General features: G+C 71.8%; 20 protein-coding genes and 2 pseudogenes. 11 read left to right on the top strand and 11 right to left on the bottom strand.

Translation table 11 applies throughout. The annotated features are described in order from the left end of the window. The first annotated feature begins 162 nt into the window (after window positions 1-162). From O2V63_RS10585 to O2V63_RS10615, 7 genes and pseudogenes are all read left to right on the top strand, one after another. Window positions 163-318 (top strand): Zn-dependent oxidoreductase, encoded by a 156-nt coding sequence (locus tag O2V63_RS10585; RefSeq protein WP_269167497.1) that lies wholly within the window; start codon window positions 163-165, stop codon window positions 316-318. A 283-nt stretch (window positions 319-601) separates the two neighbouring features. Continuing rightward, window positions 602-1,240: a hypothetical protein gene (locus O2V63_RS10590; RefSeq protein WP_269167498.1), complete on the top strand. Its 639-nt coding sequence runs from the start codon at window positions 602-604 to the stop codon at window positions 1,238-1,240. A 90-nt stretch (window positions 1,241-1,330) separates the two neighbouring features. Then, window positions 1,331-2,262 (top strand): annotated as a pseudogene (locus O2V63_RS10595) (IS3 family transposase); the annotation flags it as partial. 94 nt (window positions 2,263-2,356) lie between these two features. Continuing rightward, window positions 2,357-3,709, top strand: a complete 1,353-nt coding sequence (locus O2V63_RS10600; RefSeq protein ID WP_442929026.1) for an IS30 family transposase — start codon at window positions 2,357-2,359, stop codon at window positions 3,707-3,709. Between the two features lie 4 nt (window positions 3,710-3,713). Further along, window positions 3,714-4,004, top strand: a pseudogene (locus tag O2V63_RS10605) (IS3 family transposase); the annotation flags it as partial. 1,197 nt (window positions 4,005-5,201) lie between these two features. After that, on the top strand, window positions 5,202-5,756 hold the full coding sequence (locus tag O2V63_RS10610; RefSeq protein ID WP_269167499.1) for a hypothetical protein: 555 nt from the start codon (window positions 5,202-5,204) through the stop codon (window positions 5,754-5,756). A 143-nt stretch (window positions 5,757-5,899) separates the two neighbouring features. Further along, window positions 5,900-6,871, top strand: coding sequence for a quinone oxidoreductase family protein (locus O2V63_RS10615; protein ID WP_269167500.1), 972 nt, complete (start codon window positions 5,900-5,902; stop codon window positions 6,869-6,871). Between the two features lie 34 nt (window positions 6,872-6,905). On the opposite strand, the gene O2V63_RS10620 is transcribed toward O2V63_RS10615, so the two are convergent. The 7 genes from O2V63_RS10620 to O2V63_RS10650 all read right to left on the bottom strand — a co-directional run bounded on the left by O2V63_RS10620 (window position 6,906) and on the right by O2V63_RS10650 (window position 15,326). After that, a complete protein-coding gene (locus O2V63_RS10620) occupies window positions 6,906-7,862 on the bottom strand; it encodes a VWA domain-containing protein (protein WP_269167501.1) in 957 nt (318 codons plus the stop codon). Further along, the gene (locus O2V63_RS10625; RefSeq protein WP_269167502.1) at window positions 7,859-8,848 is read right to left on the bottom strand and encodes a DUF58 domain-containing protein; all 990 of its coding nucleotides are present in this window, start codon (window positions 8,846-8,848) and stop codon (window positions 7,859-7,861) included. Before O2V63_RS10625 ends, O2V63_RS10620 begins: the two co-directional genes overlap by 4 nt. After that, entirely contained in the window at window positions 8,845-10,008 is a 1,164-nt protein-coding gene (locus O2V63_RS10630; RefSeq protein WP_081975547.1) for an AAA family ATPase, read from the bottom strand. The genes O2V63_RS10625 and O2V63_RS10630 overlap by 4 nt, the downstream gene beginning before the upstream one ends. Window positions 10,009-10,190: 182 nt before the next feature. Continuing rightward, on the bottom strand, window positions 10,191-11,546 hold the full coding sequence (locus O2V63_RS10635) for a C40 family peptidase (protein ID WP_269167503.1): 1,356 nt from the start codon (window positions 11,544-11,546) through the stop codon (window positions 10,191-10,193). Between the two features lie 380 nt (window positions 11,547-11,926). Beyond that, complete coding sequence (locus O2V63_RS10640; protein WP_269167504.1) at window positions 11,927-13,465, bottom strand: AMP-binding protein; 1,539 nt, start codon at window positions 13,463-13,465, stop codon at window positions 11,927-11,929. Window positions 13,466-13,559: 94 nt separating this feature from the next. After that, entirely contained in the window at window positions 13,560-14,294 is a 735-nt protein-coding gene (locus O2V63_RS10645) for an SIR2 family NAD-dependent protein deacylase (RefSeq protein WP_269167505.1), read from the bottom strand. Window positions 14,295-14,303: 9 nt separating this feature from the next. Next, window positions 14,304-15,326: a phosphatase PAP2 family protein gene (locus tag O2V63_RS10650; RefSeq protein WP_269167506.1), complete on the bottom strand. Its 1,023-nt coding sequence runs from the start codon at window positions 15,324-15,326 to the stop codon at window positions 14,304-14,306. Window positions 15,327-15,592: 266 nt separating this feature from the next. Here O2V63_RS10650 and O2V63_RS10655 point away from each other — a divergent pair, with 266 nt between their 5' ends. The 4 genes from O2V63_RS10655 to O2V63_RS10670 all read left to right on the top strand — a co-directional run bounded on the left by O2V63_RS10655 (window position 15,593) and on the right by O2V63_RS10670 (window position 20,161). Beyond that, the gene (locus O2V63_RS10655) at window positions 15,593-18,451 is read left to right on the top strand and encodes an aconitate hydratase (RefSeq protein ID WP_269167507.1); all 2,859 of its coding nucleotides are present in this window, start codon (window positions 15,593-15,595) and stop codon (window positions 18,449-18,451) included. Further along, entirely contained in the window at window positions 18,451-19,212 is a 762-nt protein-coding gene (locus O2V63_RS10660; RefSeq protein WP_269167508.1) for an SDR family oxidoreductase, read from the top strand. The genes O2V63_RS10655 and O2V63_RS10660 overlap by 1 nt, the downstream gene beginning before the upstream one ends. A 65-nt stretch (window positions 19,213-19,277) precedes the next feature. Then, window positions 19,278-19,982 (top strand): sirohydrochlorin chelatase, encoded by a 705-nt coding sequence (locus O2V63_RS10665; protein WP_269167509.1) that lies wholly within the window; start codon window positions 19,278-19,280, stop codon window positions 19,980-19,982. A gap of 11 nt (window positions 19,983-19,993) precedes the next feature. Further along, the gene (locus O2V63_RS10670) at window positions 19,994-20,161 is read left to right on the top strand and encodes a hypothetical protein (RefSeq protein ID WP_269167510.1); all 168 of its coding nucleotides are present in this window, start codon (window positions 19,994-19,996) and stop codon (window positions 20,159-20,161) included. Between the two features lie 33 nt (window positions 20,162-20,194). Here O2V63_RS10670 and O2V63_RS10675 read toward each other — a convergent pair whose 3' ends face one another. The 4 genes from O2V63_RS10675 to O2V63_RS10690 all read right to left on the bottom strand — a co-directional run bounded on the left by O2V63_RS10675 (window position 20,195) and on the right by O2V63_RS10690 (window position 23,890). Further along, window positions 20,195-21,019 (bottom strand): sulfurtransferase, encoded by an 825-nt coding sequence (locus O2V63_RS10675; RefSeq protein ID WP_269167511.1) that lies wholly within the window; start codon window positions 21,017-21,019, stop codon window positions 20,195-20,197. Then, complete coding sequence (locus O2V63_RS10680) at window positions 21,016-21,483, bottom strand: SgcJ/EcaC family oxidoreductase (protein ID WP_269167512.1); 468 nt, start codon at window positions 21,481-21,483, stop codon at window positions 21,016-21,018. Before O2V63_RS10680 ends, O2V63_RS10675 begins: the two co-directional genes overlap by 4 nt. 116 nt (window positions 21,484-21,599) lie before the next feature. Then, entirely contained in the window at window positions 21,600-21,827 is a 228-nt protein-coding gene (locus tag O2V63_RS10685; protein ID WP_269167513.1) for a hypothetical protein, read from the bottom strand. A gap of 179 nt (window positions 21,828-22,006) precedes the next feature. Next, window positions 22,007-23,890 carry an ABC transporter ATP-binding protein gene (locus tag O2V63_RS10690; RefSeq protein WP_269167514.1) on the bottom strand — a complete coding sequence of 628 codons (1,884 nt, stop codon included), beginning with the start codon at window positions 23,888-23,890 and terminating at the stop codon, window positions 22,007-22,009. Between the last annotated feature and the right edge of the window lie 67 nt (window positions 23,891-23,957).

The raw sequence follows: 23,957 nt of genomic DNA on the forward strand, positions 1-23,957 counted from the left end.
GGCAAGCGGCTTCGCGTCGGCGCGTCGCTGCTAACGAGCCGTTGTGGTCCCAAGCCGCGTATGTCTAGGGGGCGCAGACGCTGCTCCCCTCTGGCGAAGGAGCGGCTGTGTGCCAAACAGGAGGCATGTGGCCCTGCCCGCAATGCCCCTAAGTTGAGGTGTATGCGAGCCGTGCAGATCACACGCTTCGGTGGCCCCGAGGTTCTCGACATCGTCGACCTCCCCGACCCGGTCCCTACCGAGGGCCAGACGCTCTTCGACATCAGCTCGTCGGGCGTCAATTTTGCGGATACACACCTCGCCCTCTCGCCCAACTGACATCAGCAGAGCACAAGCGCAGGACTTTGGGTGCACGGCAGGCAACAGTCACCGGCCAGCTCGTCTCCGTGAAACGCTAGCCAGCATGGAAGCGATGGGTGCCTTCACGGCGGAGACTGGTGGTCGGTTGCGCCGGGTCTTCGAGGATGCTCTTCCAGGGTGGCGAGCGCATGTCGCTCAGCAGCCCAAATTTGAGCCCCACAGTGACCTTGCTGATCAGCGCGAGATATACGACCGAGGAAGTGCCCTGACGTGGCATTCCTTGTGTAACGCTGTCGATCACTTGAGCGCGCTGAAGGTGCTCTGGCTGGATGCCAGACGGGTCCACGCACTCGCCGACGCCACCCTCATCCGTACGGCCCTCCTGTCGGCGTCCACGGCGCTCTACTTGCTTGACGACGCGCCCGATGCCGATCACAGGGAGCGACTTCAACGCGCGGGGCTCGCTTCGCTTACCGACCACAAGGACTTCGACACACACCTCGCAGGTATCGCCGACCTTGTCCGGACACTGGGGCCCGAGGCGGTCGCTCAGCACCAGTCCGTACTAACGCAGCTACAGACGTGGATCGTAAAGGCTCGGCAAGTCGCACAAGATCATGGCGCCTCGAGCACCAAGATCAAGAGCCTCACGCCCCTGGCCGCGTCGACCTGCGTCCGACGCGCGGCCGACTACATCGCGGAAGACGCCCAAGACCCGGACGACGCAGCACGATTGCGTTCCGCTATCATGACGACCTGGCGAACCGGAAGTGCCGCTGCCCACGGGCGCATGTGGCCGCTACTGATAGCGCGCCGACGAGACGACCGGGCCTTCGTCCATACGGATCTTGAGGAGCTAGCCTCAGGGGTGATGGCAACAGCCCTCATCCTCAGCCAGGCATGGCGACTCTGGGATCTCCGCCGAATAGCACGTGCTTGACCCGACTCGCCGGCTCGACCGGGCTGGGGACTGCTCCCGGTTCGGTTGACTCCTTGCCTGTGAGGCTGCGGCCTCGCTGGAAGGATCAGCATCGCCCCCAAGCCGTTCCCGCCGGAGTTCCGGCGTGACGTGATCGCCGTGGCCCGCAAGGGCGAGGCGTCGGTCTCCCAAGTCGCGCGCGACTTCGGGATCTCGGAGTCCTGTCTGCAGCGCTGGCTGAAAGTCGCCGACCGGGAGGACGGCCTCGCACCACCGGCCAGCGGTGACCGGGGCGGCGGTGGCCAGGACGAGTCTGCCGAGCTGCGGGAGCTGCGCCGGCGCAACAAGCTGCTGGAGCAGGAGAACGAGATTTTGCGGCGGGCGACGGCCTACTTTGCCCGCGACGTCCTCCCAAAATGATCTACCCGCTGGTCCAAGAGCTCGCCGCCGAGAAGATTCCTGTCGCGGTGACCTGCCGGGTGCTCGGCTTCTCCAAGCAGGCGTTCTACAAGTGGCAGGCCAACCCGATCAGCCAGCGCGACTGGGACGATGCCCACCTGATCAACGCCGCCTACGACGTCCACGGCGACGACCCCGCGTTCGGCTACCGGTTCATCGCCGACGAGCTCCGCGAGCAGGGCATCGCCGCAGGTGAGAACCGTGTCGCCCGGTTGTGCTCGCAGCAGCGAATCTGGTCGATCTTCGCCAAGAAGCGAGGCCTGAACCGCAAGGCCGGCCCGCCTGTGCACGACGACCTGGTCGACCGGAAGTTCACCGCGACCGCGCCGAACGTCATCTGGCTCACCGACATCACCGAGCACAACACCGCCGAGGGCAAGCTCTACCTCTGCGCGATCAAGCACGTCTACTCCGGCCGAATCGTCGGCTACTCCATCGACTCGCGGGTGAGAGCCTCCCTGGCGGTGGCGGCACTGCGCAACGCCATCATCCGGCGCAGCCCGGTAGGCACAACGGTGCACTCCGACCGCGGCAGCCAGGGCGAATTCCACCGGTCGTCGCAACACCTTGATCGTGGAGGTGTGGGTCGTGGCGACAGTGGACTGGACCAAGAAGGCCAGCGATGTAGCCGAGGGCGCGCGTCGGCAGTGGCGTGCTGATCGTGCGCTCCGGCCGGCGATGCGTTCGCCTGGCCGGCCGGAGCCCTCGCGGGTGGTGCAGCGTCAGTTCTGGCGGCTGATCGCCACGGGGGTCACCACCGTCGAGGCCTCGTTGGCGGTCGGCGTGTCCTGGCCGGTGGGCACCCGGTGGTTTCGACACGCTGGCGGCATGCCGCCCATCTCGCTGGCCGAGCCCACGGGCCGCTACCTGACGTTCGAGGAGCGCGAGGAGATCGCGATACTGCGTGCCAAGGGCGCCGGGGTGCGCCAGATCGCCCGCACCCTGCACCGCGATCCCTCGACGATCTCTCGCGAGCTGCGCCGCAACGCCGCCACGCGTGGCGGTCGGCCCGAGTACCGCGCGACGGTGGCCCAGTGGAAGGCCCAGCAGGCCGCGAAGCGCCCGAAGGCCGCCAAGCTCGTCACCAACGAGCACCTGCGCGACTACGTCCAGGAACGCTTGGACGGCACCGTGCGACGGGGTGATGGCACGGTCGTGGCCGGGCCGGCCGCGGCCGGGTGGCAGGGGCGCAAGATGAAGCCCCATCGGGCAGATCGGCGCTGGGCCACATCCTGGAGCCCGCAGCAGATCAGCAACCGCATTCGGCTGGACTTCCCCGAGGATGAGTCCATGCGGATCAGCCACGAGGCGATCTACCAGGCGTTGTTCATCCAGGGCCGTGGTGCGCTCAAGCGTGAGCTCGTCGCCTGCCTGCGCACCGGACGGGCGTTGCGCGAACCTCGCGCCCGGACCCGGAACAAGCCCCAGGGACACGTCACCGCCGACGTGGTGCTGAGCCAGCGGCCCGCCGAGGCCGCCGACCGTGCTGTTCCCGGCCACTGGGAAGGTGACTTGATCATCGGTACCGGCCGGTCGGCGATCGGCACGCTCGTGGAGCGCTCGAGCCGGTGCACGCTGCTGGTGCACCTACCCCGCATGGAGGGCTGGAGCGAGCGGCCGGCGGTGAAAAACGGCCCATCCCTCGGTGGCTACGGCGCCCTCGCGATGAACGCGGCGCTGACCGCGTCGATGACACGACTGCCCGAGCAGCTGCGCGCGACGCTCACCTGGGACCGGGGCAAAGAGCTCTCCGGGCATGCCCAGTTCGCCCTCGACACCGGCACCAAGGTGTTCTTCGCCGACCCGCACTCGCCCTGGCAGCGACCCACGAACGAGAACACCAACGGACTGCTGCGCCAGTACTTCCCCAAGGGCACCGACCTGTCCCGGTGGTCCGCCGACGACCTCGAAGCCGTCGCACTGACCATCAACGGCCGGCCCCGCAAGGTCCTGGGCTGGAAGACCCCCGTCGAGGTCTTCGCCGAGCAACTACTCTCCCTCCAACAACCCGGTGTTGCATCGACCAGTTGAACCCGCCCAGTTCCGCACGAACGCCTTCGTCGTCCGAACGATCAAGAACAACGGCCTGGTCGGCTCGATGGGGAGGGTCGGTGCCTGCGGTGACAACGCGGCGATGCAGTCGTTCTTCGCCTTGCTGCAGAAGAACGTGCTCGACCGGCAGCGGTGGGCAACTCGAGAAGAACTACGGCTGGCGATCATCACCTGGATCGAGCGGACCTACCACCGACGTCGTCGGCAACGCCGTCTCGGACGACTCACCCCAGTCGAGTACGAGACACTCAACCTCGCCGCTACCGCGGCCTGACCACCACACCCGACGAGTCAACTGAACTCGGGGCAGTCCCGCGAGTAGCCATCACGTCTGGGCCCATCAGATGCTTCGCCCCTGGCTGCGCGCCTCGGCGCATGCGGCGGCCAGTTGAGACAGTGTGTCCACGTGAGTGAACCTCAGTCGACTCGTTGGGACGCCCTCAACGCCTACGTTGAGCAGCTCGATGCGAGTCGCCCGCCTCTACCCGACGGGTCGGACGCGGCGACTAGTCTTGACTACCTAGCTGGCCTGTCAGTTGTTAATCGCCTCGACGATGTCTTCGCTCTGCTCCGCGCTGGGACGGGCGCCACGGTAGCGGGGGCACTCGCACGGTCGCTCGTCGAGCAGGGAGTACGCGTCACATGGCGCCAAGAGACGGCGAACCGCCGTCCCACTGAAACTGCGTGGCTCAGCCAGGAGCGCAGCCGCCTCGTAGATCTGGTCGGACGCGGCGACGTCCACTTACCGAACATGGCCCGCTGGCTTCGTCCCCTCGGGCTACCTTCTCTCGCCCGAGGGTCGACAGGGCCATGCCCTCCGGACTTGCAACAAGGTATCGCCGGTAGAGCAAAGAACCGTGTCGAGTCGATCACAGGCATGCCGGCCTGCGTCGCGGATTTTCTGGCGATGTGCACTCACGCAAATGCTGCGGCCGCAATGTGCACGGTCCAGCCCGCACCGCACGCTGTCGGATTCGAATCCACCGAGCCCTTCGGAGCGATTTTCGCCCATGCTGCCTCAGCTGGCGCCGCCGCAGCGTCAGCGAGCTGGCAAGCTGGGGGCCAACGGGAACAGAGCGATCTCCTGCTGCAAGCAGTTCTATCTCAGAGCAGAGTCGAACATGCTCTGCCAACACCGGGCACGTCTACCGCCCTAGAGGACCTAGCGCAACCGAGATCCGCCGACTCGCCTGGCCCGATTGCAGATTGGCTGAGCCCACCGGGCGTGGTGGACGAACTACTTGAGGAAGTTGTAGCTGCCGCCGGAAGATTCGAGCGGGTACTAGGAGAGGCGCCTAACCCTTTCGCCTCGGACGCCAGCGTCCCCATCAATCTGACGGGAGTGCTCCCGTATCTCACAGCCCTGAGCACCTGTCATGCAGCTCTGTCTGCGTGCCGCGGCACCCTGAGTGGCGCAACTGCGACAACCGCAGCCAGGATGTTGCTGGAAGAGTCAGCCAGATTCCGTTGGATGTCGGCGGCCGTGAACGACGACGAGCTAATGAAGCGCTATGTCACAATCATGGACGCGGCGACACAAGGCAGAACGCTGTTTCGACAGCGGCTCCTGGATGCCGGCACGGCGACAGCCAGTGTGGCGAGGCTGCTCGACACGCTGCCCGCTTCTCCACCGCTCGCAATTGACCGCAGACGTACACCAGCCAATCTGAGAGCTCCTCGACCGGAGCGACCTGCTGTTCAGCTCATTCAGCTTGGCAATGATGCGGCGGAAGAGCATTGGTACGAGGTCGCCTACAGCCTCCTCAGCCAGGTCATTCACGCAACACCACTCGGCGAAATGCACCTTCAGGCACGCCGCCATGGGGATGTCAGAAAACTAAGTCACGAAATGACAGCGTTGAGCGCGGACGTCGCCTGTTTGTCGACCGCTACGCTCGTCGGTCCACTTGCGGGCTTGCTCGCGCAGCTCTATGGAATCGGCGACGTCAGCGCCTGGAGTGGTGAGCTTTATAGAGCCGCAGGTGAGGTGCATTCCGTGGCCCGACTTGTCCATTTCCTCGACTGAGGCAGCGACGTACCGAAGCCTCAAGCTGCGAAGCCGCGGTCCGTCCTGACTCTTGCGGCGCATGGGGTTAGTTACTCGAGCGGCGAATCTGAGCCTGGACTGCCTGCGAGGGGCACCGGCCGTTCAGCGCCTAGCCTCATCTCATGCGTGCTGTGCAGATCACCCGCTTCGGCGGCCCAGAGGTCATGGACGTCGTCGACCTGCCCGACCCGGTCCCCGGGGAGGGCGAGGAGCTCTTCGACATCAGCTCGAGTGGGGTCAACTTCGCGGATACACACCAGACCGAGGACAGCTACCTCGCCAAGCAGGAGCTGCCGCTGATCCCGGGCGCCGAGTTCGTCGGCACCCCGGCCGGTGGCGGCCAGCGCGTGGTGGGCCTGCTGCCCGGCGGCGGCTACGCGGAGAAGGTGGCCGCGCACCCGCGGCTGACCTGGCCGGTGCCGGACGGGGTGACCGACGAGCAGGCGCTCGCCGTCGTTCTGCAGGGCGCGACCGCCTGGCACCTGCTGCGCACCTCCGCGCACCTGGCCGAGGGCGAGTCCGTCGTCGTCATCGCCGGTGCCGGCGGGGTCGGCACCCTGGCGATCCAGCTGGCCAAGCGCTGGGGCGCCGGCCGGGTCATCGCCACCGCCTCGAGCCCGGAGAAGCGTGAACTCGCCGAGTCCCTCGGCGCCGACGCCACGGTCGACCCGGCGCTGGCCACCGACGACCCGAAGGCCTTCACCGCCGCGCTCCGCGAGGCCAACGGCGGCAAGCGGGTCGACATCGTGCTGGAGATGACCGGCGGCAACGTGTTCGACGGGTCGCTGTCGGCGCTGGCCCCCTTCGGCCGGCTGGTCGCCTACGGCATGGCCGGGCGCGAGGCCCCCGCCACGGTCGCCGTGCCCGCGCTGATGGGCACCAGCCGCGCCGTCATCGGCTTCTGGCTGGCGCACTGCATGACCCGGCCGGAGATGATGGACGCCGCGATGACCGACCTGCTGTCGATGGTCGCCGACGGCACCCTGAAGCCGGTCGCCGGGGGCCGCTACCCGCTGACCGCCGTCCGCGAGGCCCACCAGGACCTGCTCGCCCGCCGCACCACCGGCAAGCTCGTCCTCGACCCGACCCGCTGAGCACCGGCCCCTCCCCGGCGCACCCGGGGAGGGGCTACAGCAGCCGGTTGGTCCAGAGCAGGGACGCGACGACGCCGAGGAACGCGAACAGCAGGCCGCCGCGGACGAACCACGGGCTGATGTCCTGCGGCTCGGTGGTGTAGCCGATCTGGCTGCCCAGGTCCTCGAACACCTCCGACAGCTCCTCGGCGCTGGCCGCCTCGCTGTAGCTGCCGTCGGTCTCCTCGGCGATCTGCTCCAGCGTGGCCCGGTCGACCGGCACCGGCACCCGCTCGCCGTTGATGTCCAGCGTGCCGTAGTCGGTGCCGAACGCGATCGTGGAGACCGGCACCGAGGCGGCGTTGGCCGCGTCGATCGCCTGGGTCGCCTCCCGGCCCACGGTGCTGTACCCGTCGGACAGCAGCACGATCCGGGCCGGCGGCGCCTCCATGCCCTCCGACGCCAGCGTCGCCTGGTAGTTGGTGATGGCGGTGAGCGAGGTGAAGATCGCGTCCCCGATCGCCGTCGCCTCGGCCAGCTCCAGGTTGTCGATCGCGGTGAGCACCTCGTCCCGGTCCGTGGTCGGCGTGACCAGGGTGGCCGCCGTCCCGGCGAAGGCGACCAGGCCCAGGTTGATCCGCTCCGGCAGCACCTCGACGAACTCCTCGGCCGCCAGCTGCATGGCCTGGAAGCGGTCGGGCTCGACGTCGGTCGCGCGCATCGACAGTGAGACGTCGACGGCCATGATCACCGTGGCGCGTTCCCGGGGCACCCGGATCTCGGTGCTCGGCTGCGCCAGCGAGGTGACGAGCGCCGCGAGCCCCAGGGCGACGAGCCCGAACGCGACGTGCCGCCGCCAGCCCGCCCGCTTGGGCACCAGCGAACCGAGCAACGCCACGTTGGTGAACCGGGCGGCGTACTTGGCCCGGCGGCGCTGCAGCACCACGTAGAGACCGACGAGGGCCACCACCGCCAGCAGCGCGGTCAGCCACCACGGGGACTGGAAGGTCATCGGGAAGCCCCTCCGCTGCCGGCGCGCCGGCGGTCGGCGACGTAGCGGACGACGTCGGCCAGCCAGTCGCGGTCGGTCTGCAGTCTCAGGTGCCCGGCACCGGCCCGGCGCAGGGCGGCGGCGATCTCACGTCGCTGCGCGGCGGCGCCCTCGGCGAAGCGGCGGCGGACCTCCGCGTTGCCGGTGGGCACCTCGAGCGTCTGGCCGGTCTCCGGGTCGACGACGGTCAACAGCCCCACGTCGGCCAGCTCCAGTTCCCGCGGGTCGACCACCTCGATGGCCAGCAGGTCGTGCCGGGCCGACAGCCCCCGCAGCGGGCGCTCCCAGTCAGCGGTGCCCTGCGCGTCGGAGCCCCGCACGTCAGAACCCAGGAAGTCCGAGACCACCACCACCAGCCCGCGGCGCCGCGGTGGGCGGCGCAACGACTCCAGCGCGGCGGCGAGGTCACCGCGCCGGCCGGCACCGGCCCGCGGGGTCGCGACGACGGACCGCAGCATCCGGTCGGCGGCCAGCCGCCCGGGGGTCGCTGGGTAACGGTCGACCCGCTCGCCGGTGGTGACGACGGCGCCCAGCCGGTTGCCGCCGCGCACGGTCAGGTGGCTCACCGCCGCGAGCCCGGCGATCGCCAGGTCCCGCTTCTCGCAGTCGGCGGTGCCGAAGTCCAGGCTGGCCGACAGGTCGAGCACGACCCAGGTCTCCAGCTCGCGGTCGGCGATGGTCTCCCGGACGTGCGGCACCTGGGTGCGCGCGGTCACCGGCCAGTCCATCCGGCGGACGTCGTCCCCGGGGTGGTAGGTCCGCGAGTCGCCGGCCTCGCTGCCCGAGCCGGGCACCAGGCCGAGGTGGTCGCCCTGCAGCAGCCCGTCCAGCCGATGGCGGACGGTCAGCTCCAAGCGGCGCAGCAACACCGCCGAGTTGCTGCCGGGGCCGAAGTGCGGCGGCGCGCCGTTCCCCGCCGCCCGCCCGGTGTCGTCCGGACCGGTCACACCGACTGCGGCCCGAAGCCGCCGTCGGGACGACCGCCGCCCTGCGGGGCACCGTTCGGGCTGCCCTGCGGCGGGCCGAACGACGGGCCGCCGAAGCCGGGCACCGACGGGCCACCCGGGGAACCGGGCCCGTAGCCGGCGGCCCGCTGCCGCGGGGTGACCTGCGGCAGCGGCACGCTCTGCACCACCCGCTTGACGATGTGGTCGGCCGGCACACCGTCGGCCAGCGCGTCGTAGGACAGCACCAGGCGGTGCCGCAGCACGTCACCGGTCACGTCGAGCACGTCCTGGGGCAGCACGTAGTCGCGGCCGCGGATCAGCGCCAGCGCCCGGCTGGAGGCGATCAGGCCCAGCGAGGCGCGTGGGCTGGCGCCGTAGGAGACCCAGCTGGCGACGTCGGGCATCCCGTGCTCCTGCGGCGCCCGGGTCGCCACCACCAGCCGGACGACGTAGTCGACCAGCGCGTGGTGCACGAACACCTCCGAGGCGGTGCGTTGCAGCCGGCGCACGTCCTCGGGCCCCAGCACCGGCTGCGCCTCCGGCGGGGTCGACCCCATCCGGTAGATGATCTCGCGCTCCTCCTCCGGGCTCGGGTAGTCGACGAGCACCTTGAGCAGGAAGCGGTCGCGCTGGGCCTCCGGGAGCGGGTAGACGCCCTCGTTCTCGATCGGGTTCTGGGTGGCGAGCACCAGGAAGGGGTCGGGCAGCGGGTGGGTGACCCCGCCGATGGAGACCTGCCGCTCGGCCATGACCTCCAGCAGTGCCGACTGCACCTTGGCCGGCGCGCGGTTGATCTCGTCGGCGAGCAGGAAGTTGGCGAACACCGGCCCCAGCTCGGTGGCGAAGGTGTCCTGGCCGGACTTGTAGATCCGGGTGCCGATGATGTCGGCCGGCACCAGGTCCGGGGTGAACTGCAGCCGGGAGAACTTGCCGCCGACGACGGTCGCGAGGGTCTCCACGGCGAGGGTCTTCGCGACGCCGGGGACGCCCTCCAGGAGCACGTGCCCCCGGGCCAGCAGCCCCACGAGCATCCGCTCGACCAGCCGGTCCTGGCCGACGATGACCCGCTTGATCTCGAACAGCGCACGCTCCAGGCGGGCGGCGTCGACCGAGGGCGGGGTGGGCTGTTCGGGGGCGGGCGAGCTGCCTGCGGCGGTCACGCGTCGAGTGTCCTACACCTGCCTGTGCGGTCGACCGCGGCTGCGTCGTGCGAGGGCCGTGGACTCCCCGTTCGGGGCGTCGTCGTCCCCGCCCGGAGACCGGCTGGACTGCTAGCCTGACGCTCGCGTCGGGCAGCTCCCCCCGTGGCTGCCCGACGCCTCACGCGCGTGCCGGGCCGGCCTCACGCGGTGGGGCGCACCGCACCGAAGTAGTCGCTGCCGAACCACATGGTGCTGATCCGCACCACGTCCCCGCTCTGCGGAGCCTGGATGACCTTGTTGCCGCCCAGGTACAGGGCCACGTGGTAGATCGAGCTGTAGCTGCTCCCGCTCCCCCAGAACACCAGGTCGCCGGCCTGCAGGTCGCTGCGGTCCACCGTCTGGTTGCGGAAGCGGTACCACTGCTCCCGGCTGGTGCCACCGATGGCGACGCCGGCCTGGGCATAGGCGTACTGGGTCAGGCCCGAGCAGTCGAAGCCCCAGATGCCCGTGTCCGGCGGGATGCCGTAGCTGGGCCCGTTGCTGCCGCCACCACCCCAGGAGTAGGGCAGCCCCTGCTGGGTCTTGGCCGCCGCGATGGCGGTCTGCACGGCCGACCCGGACGGGGCACCGGCATTGGTCTGCACCGGGGCCGGCGCCGGGGCGGGCCTGGGTGCCACCGGGGCCGGCGCCGGGGCGGGAGCGGGGGCCGGCGCCGGCGCGGGCGCGGGCGCCGGAGCGGGTGCCGGAGCGGGTGCCGAGCTGCCGCCCCCCGACGACGACGGAGTCGACGAGGAGGACCGGGACGGCGAGGGAGCCGGGGCCGCGGCCCGCTGGGCGGCCGCGCGCTCCTCGGCCGCCTGCCGGGCACCCTCCAGGCCGAACAGCGTCTGCTGCGCCTGCACGAGCTCCTGCTCCAGCTCGACCTGCTGGGTGACCAGGGCGGCGGCCTGGTCGCGGGCGGCGACCTCCTGCCCCTGCGCGGCAGCCAGCAGCTCGGCGGCCTCGGTCTTCAGCGTCTCGGCCTCGCCGACCGCCTGCTGGGCGGCCTGCTCGGCGACGGTCGCCTGCTCCTGCAGCACGGTGAGCTCGGCGACGACGTCGACCCGGTGCTCCCCCACGGCGCCGAGCAGCGCGGCGCGCTCGATCAGCTCCGCCGGTCCACCGGCGGTCATCAGCGCCCGGGCACCGGGGTTGGTGCTGCCCTGCTTGTAGCTGTCCCGGGCGAAGGCGGCGACCTCGCCCTTGCCCACCGCGACGTCGGCGGCGGCCTGACCGGCAGCGGCCTGCGCCGCGTCGGCTGCGGCGCGCGCCTCGTCGTAGGCGCCCTGGCGCTCCTCGTAGTCCTGCAGCGCGATCTGCGACCCGATGCGCGCCTCGTCGACCGCGGCCTGCGCCCCGGCCAGCTGCCCGGTGATCGCCCCGACCCGGGCGGCGGCCTCCTCGCGGGCCTGCTGGGCGGCGGAGATCTCGCTGTCGCTCGGTGCCGCGACGGCCGTCCCGGGGGCGGCCACCAGACACGCGGCGACGACGGTGCCGGCGGCGAGCGCACGCTGCACCCAGCGGGCACCTGCTCGTCGTCCTGTGCTGACCTGCGTACCGACCTGTGCGTGCACGAACCCGACTCCTCCGTTGCCCGGCGCCAGGGTGTTCGGCGACGCCGGTCTCGACCAGTCCCGGCACACCCCTCGGGGTGTGCTCTCGCGGGGTCATCGACCGGATCGGGTGAACGGCTGAGCGCCGTCGGAGGGACCTCCCCCGTCGGGGTGAGGTGGTTCAACACGCGCGGTGAGCACCGGCCCGCCGGCGACGGGCCGCACGCCGCCCATGATCAGGTGACCTGGTCGTGCGGGTACCTACCGCGCGGTCTGCCACCGGGGAGGTGCCCCGACGACCAGGTCACCTGATCCCGGGATGGAGCGGGTCGGACGCCGGCGGTTCAGTTGACCTGGCGCTCGGAGTCGGCCCAGAAGGACTCGCGCAGCTTGAACTTCTGGATCTTGCCGGTGGCGGTGCGCGGGATGCCGTCCCGGAACTCCACCCGCTTGGGGGCCTTGTAGCCGGCCAGCGTCGTCCGGCAGTGCGCGATGATGTCCGCCTCGGAGGCGGTGGCGCCCTCGGCCAGCACGACCAGCGCGGTCACCATCTCCCCCCACCGGTCGTCGGGCACGCCGATCACCGCGACCTCGGCGACGGCGGGGTGGCTGAAGACGGCGTCCTCCACCTCGATGGAGGAGACGTTCTCCCCGCCGGAGATGATCACGTCCTTCTTCCGGTCGGAGATGGTGAGGAAGCCGGCGTCGTCGACGGTGCCGCCGTCGCCGGTGTGGAACCAGCCGCCGTCCAGGGCGTCGGCGGAGGCCTCCGGGTTCTCCCAGTAGCCGGCCAGCACGGTGTTGCCCTGCGCCAGCACCTCACCGGACTCGCTCGTGCTGATCCGGGTGCCCAGCGCTGGCGACCCGGCCCGGGACAGCGCCCTCGCCCGGGTCTGCACGTCCATCTCGTCGTACTCGGCCCGGGGCCGGTTGATCGTCAGCAGCGGCGCGGTCTCGGTGAGCCCGTAGATCTGGTTGAACTCCCAGCCCAGCTCCTCCTCCACCCGGGCGATCGTCCGCGAGGGCGGCGGCGCCCCGGCGACCACGATCCGCACCCGGTCCCGCCCGGGCACCTCGCCGTCCCAGTCGGCGGCCGCGTCGAGCACGGCGTTCCAGACGGCGGGTGCCCCGGCCATCAGCGTGACGCCGTGCTGCTCGACCCGGCGGAGGATCTCGGTGCCGTCGACCTTGCGCAGCGCGACCTGCGTGGCCCCCACCCCGGCCGCGGTGTAGGGCAGCCCCCAGCCGTTGCAGTGGAACATCGGTAGCGTGTGCAGGTAGACGTCGCGGTCGCTGACCTGCATGTGCAGGCCGAAGGTGGTGGCGTTGACCCAGACGTTGCGGTGGGTCATCTGCACGCCCTTGGGCCGCGCCGTCGTCCCGCTGGTGTAGTTGATCGTGGCGGTGGCGTCCTCGTCCGGCGCGGACCACGGCCGCGGCTCCGTGTCGTGGCGGAGGAGCCCGGACTCGTACTCCTCGCCCAGCAGGAAGCGGTGCGGGACGTCGATGCCGGACAGCTGCGACTCCACCTCCGGGTCGGCCAGCAGCACGCGGGCGCCGCAGTGTTCGACGATGTAGGCGAAGTCCGCGGGGGCCAGTCGGAAGTTGACCGGCACGAGCACCCGGCCGAACGAGGGGACGGCGTAGAGCAGCTCGAGCAGCCGGGCCGAGTTGTGGCTGACCACCGCCACCCGCTCCCCCTCGCCGACGCCCAGCGCATCCAGCCCGGCGGCGACAGCCCGGGCCCGTCGGGCCACGTCGCGGTAGGTCAGCTCCCCCAGCGAGGCCGCCGGCTGGCTCGGCTCGTCGACGACACCGAGCCGGTCGCCGTAGACCAGCTCTGCCCGGTCGAGGAAGTCACGGGTGGTCAAGGGCACGCGCATGCCGGGCTCCCCGGTGCCGGGGCCGGCTGCGGTGCCGGCCGAGTCAGAGTGGTCCCCGTCACGCTAACGGCCACGACGCACGACCACGAGCCGCTCAGTCCGCGGCGGCCAGCAACCGGGGCAGCGCCTCGCTGATCGGCTCCCGCACGACCAGGTCGGCGAGCCCGTCGTAGGGGGTCGGCTCGGCGTTGACGATGACCACCCGCGCACCGGAAGCGGCGGCCACCTCGACCAGCCCGGCCGCCGGGTGCACGCCCAGGGAGGTGCCGACGGCCAGGAACACGTCGCAGTCGGCGGCGGCCTGCGCGGCGGCGTCGAGCACGTCGGCGTCCAGTGCCTGGCCGAAGCTGATCGTCGCCGACTTGAGGACGCCGCCACAGTCGGTGCAGGCAGGGTCGGCCTCACCGGCGTCCACCCGGGCCAGCGCCTCCGCCATCGGAGTACGGGCAGCGCAGGCCAGGCACTCGACCTCGCGGACCGTCCCGTGCAGTTCCAGCACCGCACCGCTGCCCGCGTCGGTGTGCAGCCCGTCGACGTTCTGGGTGAGCAGCGCCCGCAGCCGACCCTGCCGCTCCAGCTCGACCAGCGCGGCGTGGCCGGCGTTGGGGCGCGCATCGGGGGCGGTGTCCCGGCGCATCAGCCAGGCGCGGCGGCGGATCTCCGGGTCGGCCACGTAGTAGGAGAGGGTCACCAGCTTCTCCGCGTCCGGGTCGCGGGTCCAGACGCCGTTCGGGCCGCGGTAGTCGGGGATGCCGCTGTCGGTGGAGATGCCGGCCCCGGTGAGCACGCAGATCCGGCGCGCCTCGGCGAGCCAGGCGGGAGGGGTCACTCCCCCAGGCTAGGCAGCCACCGCCTCCGGCAGCGGCTCCCCGACCTCTGACCGCAGCGGCGCGGCCGCCTCGGGCGGCAGGGCCGGGCGCCGGACCGCGCGGGACGCCGCCGCGACCAGCCGCGGCACCAGCAGCCACACCGCCCCGGCGTAGACCGCGCCGAGCAGCGTGTCGACCACGTAGTGCTCCCCGGACCACACCAGCACGACCGGCATCGCCACCGCGTAGCCGACCAGCGCCGCCCGCTGCCAGACCCGGTGCGCGACCGGCAGCAGCACCAGCGCGGTCAGGACGGCGAATGCGGTGTGCAGCGAGGGCACCGCCGCCACCTGGTTCACCTGTCCCTGCCCGGCCGACAGCAGTGCACCGGCCTTCTGCAGCCCCAGCACGGCCCAGCCGGAGTTGCTCAGCCGGTCCACGTGCTCGATGACGCCGTCCTTCGCGGCCAGCCACGGCGGGGCGGCCGGGTACAGCACGTAGGTGACCAGACCGGCCGCCGACAGCCCCACGACCAACCGGGCGTACGCCGTCCAGCGGCTCCGGTCGCGCAGCCAGAGGACCCCGAGCACCACCGGCGTCACCACGAAGTGGCTGCTGTAGACCAGCGACGCGAACACCGCCCACCCCTCGCCGCCCCAGTGCTCCTGCAGCCAGACGGTGGGCAGCACCCCACCGGCGAGCCAGCGGTCGGCGGCCGCGAGCTCACCGACGGCCACCGGCACGCCCAGCCCGTCGGCGAACCCGCGGCTGAGGTCGTAGAGCAGCAGGACCCCGGCCAGCGGCAACCAGTCGGCGAGCAGTCGCAGCAGCACCGGCCGCCCCCGGCCCAGGGACTGCACCGCCAGCACCGCCAGCACCCAGCCCAGCAGCACCAGGCGGTCGGTCGGCAGGCCGGTGACGAGACAGGTGGCGACGAAGGCGGCCAGCAGCCCGCCGGTCCCCAGCACGCGCGCACCGCGGTGGCGGGCCGCCGGGAGGTCCGGCTGCCCGACCGGGGACGTCGTCGTTCCCGTGGTCTCCGCGAGGGTCATGGCGCGGCACGCTAGGTGACCCAGCACACCCGTGGCGGCCGCCGGCGCACGGCACGCCGCGGGCACGCGTCCCCCGTGACTGCGGTGACTGACCGGACTCGTGGGGTCGGGGACGGCGCCCGGCCCGGGTGCTGTCCGTCGTGAGTGCTCACCGAGGGTGAGGAAGGGTGGCCTTGCTCCGCACAACCGGCCGAGGGCTGGGATGATCGGGGGTGGCACATCGAGGCGCAGGACGCGCGCAGGACCAGCGAGGGTGAGGCGCAAGAGTGGCAGCCAGCAAGAACAGCTTCGGAGCCCGTACGACGCTCGACGTCGACGGGACCGAGTACGACATCTTCCGTCTCGACGCGGTGGAGGGCGCTGACAAGCTGCCCTTCAGCTTGAAGATCCTCTTGGAGAACCTCCTCCGCACCGAGGACGGCGCGAACATCACCGCCGACCACATCCGCGCCCTGGCGAACTGGGACCCGTCCGCGGAGCCGGACCAGGAGATCCAGTTCACCCCGGCCCGCGTGGTGATGCAGGACTTCACCGGCGTCCCGTGCATCGTCGACCTGGCCACCATGCGCGAGGCGATGGCCGACCTGGGCGGCGACCCGGAGAAGATCAACCCGCTCTCCCCCGCCGAGCTGGTCATCGACCACTCCGTGATCGCCGACGTCTTCGGCACACCGGAGTCCTTCGGCCGCAACGTGGAGATCGAGTACGAGCGCAACCGCGAGCGCTACCAGTTCCTCCGCTGGGGGCAGGGCGCGTTCGACGACTTCAAGGTCGTCCCCCCGGGCACCGGCATCGTGCACCAGGTCAACATCGAGCACCTGGCCCGCGTCGTCTTCCCGCGCCAGGAGGGTGACCGCACGCTGGCCTACCCCGACACCTGCGTGGGCACCGACAGCCACACCACCATGGTCAACGGCATCGGAGTGCTGGGCTGGGGCGTCGGCGGCATCGAGGCCGAGGCCGCGATGCTCGGCCAGCCGGTGTCGATGCTCATCCCCCGGGTGGTCGGCTTCAAGCTGAGCGGCGAGCTGCCCGACGGCGCGACCGCCACCGACCTGGTGCTCACGATCACCGAGATGCTGCGCGAGCACGGCGTGGTCGGGAAGTTCGTGGAGTTCTACGGCGCCGGCGTCTCCGCCGTCCCGCTGGCCAACCGGGCCACGATCGGCAACATGAGCCCGGAGTTCGGCTCGACCGCGGCGATCTTCCCGATCGACGGCGAGACGATCCGCTACCTGCAGCTCACCGGCCGCTCCCCCGAGCAGGTGGCCCTGGTCGAGGCCTACGCCAAGACCCAGGGCCTCTGGCACGACGACGACCGCGAGCCGGCCTTCTCCGAGTACCTGGAGCTGGACCTCGGCACGATCGTCCCCTCGATCGCCGGCCCCAAGCGCCCGCAGGACCGGGTCGCGATGACCGACGCCAAGGAGGCCTTCCGGGAGTCGCTGGTCAACTACGTCGCCGCCGACGAGACCGGTGGCGAGGACCGCAAGCCCGGCGTGCCGGGGCAGGAGCAGCCCTTCGGCGTCCAGTCCTCCGCCGACGAGGCCTCGGCCGAGTCCTTCCCCGCCTCGGACCCGGTCAGCCCGTTCGCGCACGGCAACGGCGACGCCGGCAAGCCCAACGGCGGCGGCCACGGGCACGTCACCGAGCGCCCGTCCAAGCCCACCCGGGTGGTGATGGAGGACGGCACCGAGACCTCGGTGGACCACGGGCACGTGGTGATCGCGGCGATCACCTCCTGCACCAACACGTCCAACCCGTCGGTGATGATCGGTGCGGCGCTGCTGGCCAAGAAGGCCGTCGAGGCCGGGCTGACCACCAAGCCGTGGGTGAAGACGACGCTGGCCCCCGGGTCCAAGGTCGTCATGGACTACTACGAGAAGGCCCAGCTCACCCCGTACCTGGAGAAGCTCGGCTTCTACCTGGTCGGCTACGGCTGCACGACGTGCATCGGCAACTCCGGCCCGCTCCCCGAGCCGGTCAGCCAGGCGGTCAACGAGGCCGACCTCGCCGTCGTCTCGGTGCTGTCGGGCAACCGGAACTTCGAGGGCCGGATCAACCCCGACGTCAAGATGAACTACCTGGCCAGCCCCCCGCTGGTCATCGCCTACGCGCTCGCCGGGTCGATGGACCTCGACCTGACCACCGAGCCGCTCGGCCAGGGCAGCGACGGGCAGGACGTCTACCTGCACGACATCTGGCCCACCCCGATGGAGATCCAGCGGACCATCGACGAGTCGGTGACGGCGGAGATGTTCGCCAACGACTACGCCGACGTCTTCGCCGGTGACGAGCAGTGGAAGTCGCTGCCCACGCCGGAAGGCGACACCTTCGAGTGGGACGCGGAGAGCACCTACGTCCGCAAGCCCCCGTACTTCGACGGGATGCCGGCCGAGCCGGCCCCCGTCGAGGACATCTCCGGGGCGCGCACCCTGGCGGTGCTGGGTGACTCGGTGACCACCGACCACATCTCGCCGGCCGGCTCCATCAAGGCCGACAGCCCGGCCGGGAAGTACCTGCAGGAGCACGGCATCGAGCGTCGCGACTTCAACTCCTACGGCTCCCGGCGCGGGAACCACGAGGTGATGATCCGCGGCACCTTCGCCAACATCCGGCTGCGCAACCTCCTGGTGCCCGGCACCGAGGGTGGCGTCACGAAGAACCACCTGAGCGGCGAGACCACGTCGATCTACGACGCCTCGCGGGCCTACGCCGAGGCCGGCGTGCCCCTGGTGGTGCTGGCCGGCAAGGAGTACGGCTCCGGGTCCTCCCGTGACTGGGCGGCCAAGGGGACGGCGCTGCTCGGCGTCAAGGCGGTCATCGCGCAGAGCTACGAGCGCATCCACCGGTCGAACCTGATCGGCATGGGCGTCCTGCCGCTGCAGTTCCCCGAGGGCGAGTCGGCCGAGTCGCTCGGCCTGACCGGGGACGAGGAGTTCACCATCACCGGGGTCACCGCGCTGAACGACGGCACGATCCCCCGCACGGTGAAGGTCAAGGCGGGCGACGTGGAGTTCGACGCCCGCGTCCGGATCGACACCCCCGGCGAGGCGAGCTACTACCGCAACGGCGGGATCATGCAGTACGTGCTGCGCTCGCTCCGCGGCACCGTCTCCGCCTGATGGACCTGGGCCTGGGCGGCCGCGGGCTCCTGCTCACCGGCGCCAGCCGGGGGCTGGGGTTCGCGACCGCCCGGGCCCTCGTGGACGACGGGGCCCGGGTGCTGATCAGCTCCCGGTCCCCCGAGTCGGTCGACGCCGCCGTCGCCTCGCTCGGCGGGGCACCGGCGGCGTCCGGGCTGGCCGCCGACCTGGCCGACCCCGCGGCCGCCGAGGAGCTGGTCGGCGCGGCGGTCGACCGGCTGGGCCGGATCGACGGCGCGCTCATCTCCGTCGGCGGGCCGACCCCGGGCAGCGTGCTCGAGGTCCCGGAGGACGCCTGGCGGGCCGGCGTCGAGAGCGTGCTGCTCGGGCCACTGCGGCTGATCCGGGCGCTGGTGCCGCACCTGTCCCCCGACGCCGCGATCGGGCTGGTGCTCTCCACCTCGGTGCGCCAGCCGATCGGGCACCTGGCCATCTCCAACGGCCTGCGGCCCGGGCTGGCGATGACCACCAAGGCACTGGCCGACGAACTCGGGCCCAGCGGCATCCGGGTCTTCGGCCTGCTCCCCGGCACGATCGCGACCGACCGGGTCACCGAGATCGAGGCAGCCTCCGGCGATCCCTCGGCCGCCCGCACCCGCACCGAGGCGTCCATCCCGCTCCGCCGGGTCGGCCGCCCGGAGGAGTTCGGGGCGGTCGCCGCCTTCGCCCTCTCCCCCGCCGCCTCCTACGTCACCGGCACCATGCTCGCCGTCGACGGCGGCGTCACCCGCGCACTGTGAGAAAGGACCCCCTCATCCCCCACCACTCGCAAGCTCGCGGCGGGCCCCTACGAGGGGGCCCGCCGGTGCTCGTGGCCTGCGCGCACGGCACCCGCAACCCCACCGGCCGGCGGCTGATCGGTCAGCTCGCGCTCGCCGCCCGCGCTCTGCGGCCGGGGCTCACCACCACCGCGGCCTTCGTCGACGTGCAGCCGCCGACGGTCGTCGACGTCGTCCGCGGGCTGGGCGAGTCGGCGACCCCGGCCGTCGTCGTCCCGCTGCTGTTGTCCGGCGGGTACCACGTGCACGTCGACATCGCCGGTGCCGTCGCCGACCACCCGTCGGCGGTGGCCGCCCGGCCGCTGGGCCCCGATGCCCGACTGGTGGGCGTGCTCACCGACCGGCTGGTGGCGGCCGGCGCCGACCGCGCCGACCCGGCCACCGCGATCGTGCTCGCCGCCGCCGGCTCCAGCGACAAGCGCTCGGTGCAGGACGTCGAGGACACCGCCGCGCTGCTCCAGCGCGACTGGGCCGGCCCGGTCACCACCGGCTACGGATCGGCCGCCCAGCCCCCCGTGCCCGACGCGGTCGCTGCCGCGCGCGCCGCCGGCGCCCAGCGGGTCGTCGTCGCCGCCTACCTGCTGGCGCCCGGGCACTTCCACGACAAGCTCCAGGGGGCCGGCGCGGATTGCGTCACGGCGCCATTGCTGCCCGACGACCGGATCGCCGCCGTCCTCCTCGACCGCTACGACGCAGCCCTCAACCCGGCCGGAGCTCCGGAACGTCAGTAGGGTCCGCAGCCATGTTGTCGCTCGCCGGTGTGGCGCTGTACCTGACGCTCGTCGCCGCCTTCTTCTTCCTGCTCTACTCCGTGGTGAACCGGGCCGTGCTCAACGCCCTGCGCACCCACCACGAGGAGACGACCCGATCGGCGCAGCCGGCAACGCCCGGCCCGGACCACCACGACTGACGCCCGAGGGGCCGGAGTCGCGATCTCGGCCCCTCAGGGGGCGGTGGCGATCGGGCGGTCGGGGTCGGCGGACCACTGTGACCACGAACCGGGCCACAGGGCCGCCTCGATGCCGGCCTCGGCGAGCGCAGCCACCTCGTGTGCGGCGGTGACGCCCGAACCGCAGTAGACGCCCACCGTCGTCCCCGGTCGGACACCCAGCGCGGCGAACCGCTCGGTCAGTACAGCCGCTGTAGCGAAGCGACCGCCGGTGACCAGGTTCTCCGTGGTCGGGGCACTGACCGCACCGGGCACGTGGCCGGCCCGGGGGTCGACCGGTTCGACCTCGCCGCGGTAGCGCTCGCCGGCCCGGGCGTCCAGCAGCACCCCGCCCTTCGCGGGCAGCGAGGCCGCCCCGTCGGCGGTGAGCACAGGCATCCCACCGCTGGTCAGCACCACGTCGCCGGGGTCGGCGACGACGTCGCCGGCCTCCAGCTCACCGCCGGCCGCGGTCCAGGCCGCCAGCCCGCCGTCGAGGATCGTGACGTCGGTGAGTCCGCCCCAGCGGAGCAGCCACCAGGCCCGGGCAGCCGCCAGACCGCCCGTCGTGTCGTAGACGACGACCCGCGAGCCGGTGGAGATCCCCCACCGCCGGGCCGCTGCTTGCAGTGCCTGTACCGACGGGAGCGGGTGTCGCCCCGCCTCGGGTGACGCACCGGCGGCGAGTTCGGTGGGCAGGTCGACGTAGACGGCGCCCGGCAGGTGGCCGGCCCGGTGCTGTTCCCGCCCGTCCGACCTCCCGAGCGCCCAGCGGACGTCGAGCAGGACGACGTCCCCGGTGCGGCCGAGCAGCTCTGGGGCGCCGGTCAGCACGCTCACCGCGCTGCCTCGTGCCGCGCTGCCTCCAGTTCCTCGGTCAGCGCGTTCAGGGCGCCGGCCCGGCCGCCGTAGCGGGCCGGGGTGCTCTGCAGGAGGGCGATCTTCCACCGCCCCCCCTCCTCGACGGCGGTGAGGGCGTGGACGGTGTGCCGGGACGGGTCGACGGCGTCACCGCCGGGGGGCACCATCCCGGCCACCGCGTGCAGCACGACCACGCCGTCGGTCAGCCTGCGCACGGAGCGCACGACGCCGACGAAGGTGGGTGTGGCGTGCTCGGTGAACATCCGGCGCATGTCGGCGGCGATGCTGAGCCGGCCGCTGCGCAGGGTGCCGTCGAGGTCGATGAGCTCGCCGTCGTCGGCGAAGACCGAGGACACCGTCACGCCGCTGCGCTGGTTCCATCCCGCGAGGTACCGCGCGTACAGCGCCCGGATCTGGGTGTCCTGCGGATGACCTGCGCTCAAGGGAGTGCTCCTGCGGGTGGTACGACTGGGTCAGGAGTGACCGTAGTGTGCCCGCCCTGACGGCAGCTCACCCCGTGCCGGACGCTGCGCTGCGAGCCGGATCCGGGGGTGCCGGCTCAGAAGGCGGCGAGGGGTTCGGCCATGAAGCCGTCGTCCTGCTGGGACACGTGCCAGACCCGGACGTCCTTGCCGCCGGCGACGTCCTTCTCGTGGAAACGGACCCGCTCGCCGAGGGGCACCCCGTGACCGCGGACCAGCAGCGGCCCGCCGCTGTCGACGGTGAACTCGGCGTCCCCGAGGAAGAGCTCCAGGGACGAGACATCCCCGGTCGGCGGCACGGTCACCGGACAAGGCCGACCGGACGCGACGGATGGCGGAGGCTGGACGGTCATGGTGGACCTCCCACGGTGTTGGTGACGGGCGCCGTCCCGGGGAACGTGCCATGGGCCCCAGGGTCCCGCAGGGCCTGCCGACGCCCACCCGCATGGCCACCACGCTGGGTGCTCGGCTGGCGACCCACTGCTCAGCCGACCTCGACCGCCCGGTCCTCTCCCGCAGGGGCGAACTGGGTGCGGTACAGGTCGGCGTAGTGACCGCCGGCGGCGAGCAGCTCGTCGTGGGTGCCGCGCTCGACGATCCGGCCGGCGTCGACCACCAGGATCTGGTGGGCGCCGCGGATGGTGGACAGCCGGTGCGCGATCACCAGCGAGGTCCGCCCGGCCAGCGCCGCGTCCAGCGCGTGCTGCACGGCCACCTCCGACTCGCTGTCCAGGTGGGCGGTCGCCTCGTCCAGGATCACGATGCCCGGCGCCTTCAGCAGCACCCGGGCGATCGCCAGCCGCTGCTTCTCCCCGCCGGACATCCGGTGCCCGCGGTCGCCGACCACGGTGTCCAGCCCGTCGGGCAGTGAGTGCACCAGCGCGGCGATCCGGGCCCCGGTGAGCGCCGACCACAGCTCGTCCTCGGTGGCCTCGGGCTTGGCATAGCGGAGGTTGGCCCGGATCGTGTCGTGGAACAGATGGGCGTCCTGGCTGACCACGCCGATCGCGTCGCGCAGCGAGGCGGTGGTGGCCTGGCGGACGTCGACCCCGCCGACCCGCACCGCGCCCTCGGTGACGTCGTAGAGCCGAGAGACCAGTGCGGCGATCGTCGACTTCCCGGCGCCCGAGGTGCCGACCAGGGCGACCAGCTGGCCGGGCTCCGCCCGGAAGGAGACGTCGTGCAGCACCTCGGCCGGCTGCCCGTGCTCGGGGACCGCGACGTCCTCCAGCGACGCCAGCGACACCTCGGCGGCGGACGGGTAGCGGAAGGAGACCGAGTCGAACTCCAGCGACCGGTCCTCGACCGGGACCGGCACCGCGTCGGGGGCCTCGGCGATCATCGGCGCCAGGTCGAGCACCTCGAACACCCGGTCGAAGCTGACCAGCGCGCTCATCACGTCGACCCGCACGTTGGCCAGCGCCGTCAGCGGCCCGTAGAGCCGCGCCAGCAGCAGCGCCAGGGCGACGACGTCACCGGCGGACAGCTGCCCGGTGAACGCCAGCCAGCCACCGAGCCCGTAGACCAGGGCGGTGGCCAGCGCGGCGACCAGGGTGAGGGCGGTGAAGAAGGTGCGGCCGTACATCGCCGAGAGCACGCCGATGTCGCGCACCCGGGACGCCCGGCCGCGGAAGGAGTCCGCCTCGACCTCGGGCCGACCGAACAGCTTGACCAGCAGCGCCCCGGCGACGTTGAACCGCTCGGTCATCGTCGCGTTCATCGAGGCGTTGAGCCCGTAGGACTCCCGGGTGATCGTCTGCAGCTTCTTGCCGATCCGCTGGGCCGGCACCACGAACAGCGGCACCATCACGATCGACAGCAGGGTGATCCGCCAGGAGAGGCTCAACATGACCCCGGCGGTCAGCACCAGGGCGATCACGTTGGAGACGACCCCGGACAGCGTGGAGGTGAAGGCCCGCTGCGCACCGATGACGTCGTTGTTCAGCCGGCTGACCAGCGCACCCGTCTGGGTGCGGGTGAAGAAGGCGACCGGCATCCGCTGCACGTGCTCGAACACCCGGGTGCGCAGGTCGTGAATGACGCCCTCGCCGATCCGGGCGGAGTACCAGCGCTGCACGAGCGAGCTGGCAGCGTCGAGCACGGCCAGGCCGGCGATGAACAGCGCGATCCGGACGATGTCGCCGGCCGTGCCGGTCAGGTTGGCGATCCGGTTGACGATGTCGCCGGCCAGCAGCGGGGTGACCACCCCGATCACCGCGGAGAAGACGACCAGCGCCAGGAAGCCGATCAGTTCCCGCCGGTAGGGACCGGCGATGCCCAGGATCCGGCGCACCGTCCCCTTGGGGACGCCGTGGGACGTGACCGAGCGGTCGGTGCTGAACGACCGCATCGCCGCCATGGACGTCATCGGTGAGTCCACGACACGCCCCCTGTTGCTGGATCCGGTTGATCACCGAGCCGAACAGCCGGGGCGG

The sequence above is a fragment of the Modestobacter sp. VKM Ac-2977 genome (assembly GCF_026968045.1).
Taxonomy (GTDB): Bacteria; Actinomycetota; Actinomycetes; order Mycobacteriales; family Geodermatophilaceae; genus Modestobacter.

Bases quoted from the DNA above. Each gene is read 5' to 3' on its own strand.
- O2V63_RS10585 (WP_269167497.1), top strand. From the start codon at position 163: ATGCGAGCCGTGCAGATCACACGCTTCGGTGGCCCCGAGGTTCTCGAC.
- O2V63_RS10600 (WP_442929026.1), top strand. From the start codon at position 2,357: ATGCGTTCGCCTGGCCGGCCGGAGCCCTCGCGGGTGGTGCAGCGTCAG.
- O2V63_RS10610 (WP_269167499.1), top strand. From the start codon at position 5,202: ATGTCGGCGGCCGTGAACGACGACGAGCTAATGAAGCGCTATGTCACA.
- O2V63_RS10615 (WP_269167500.1), top strand. From the start codon at position 5,900: ATGCGTGCTGTGCAGATCACCCGCTTCGGCGGCCCAGAGGTCATGGAC.
- O2V63_RS10620 (WP_269167501.1), bottom strand. From the start codon at position 7,862: ATGACCTTCCAGTCCCCGTGGTGGCTGACCGCGCTGCTGGCGGTGGTG.
- O2V63_RS10640 (WP_269167504.1), bottom strand. From the start codon at position 13,465: ATGCGCGTGCCCTTGACCACCCGTGACTTCCTCGACCGGGCAGAGCTG.
- O2V63_RS10650 (WP_269167506.1), bottom strand. From the start codon at position 15,326: ATGACCCTCGCGGAGACCACGGGAACGACGACGTCCCCGGTCGGGCAG.
- O2V63_RS10660 (WP_269167508.1), top strand. From the start codon at position 18,451: ATGGACCTGGGCCTGGGCGGCCGCGGGCTCCTGCTCACCGGCGCCAGC.
- O2V63_RS10670 (WP_269167510.1), top strand. From the start codon at position 19,994: ATGTTGTCGCTCGCCGGTGTGGCGCTGTACCTGACGCTCGTCGCCGCC.
- O2V63_RS10690 (WP_269167514.1), bottom strand. From the start codon at position 23,890: ATGACGTCCATGGCGGCGATGCGGTCGTTCAGCACCGACCGCTCGGTC.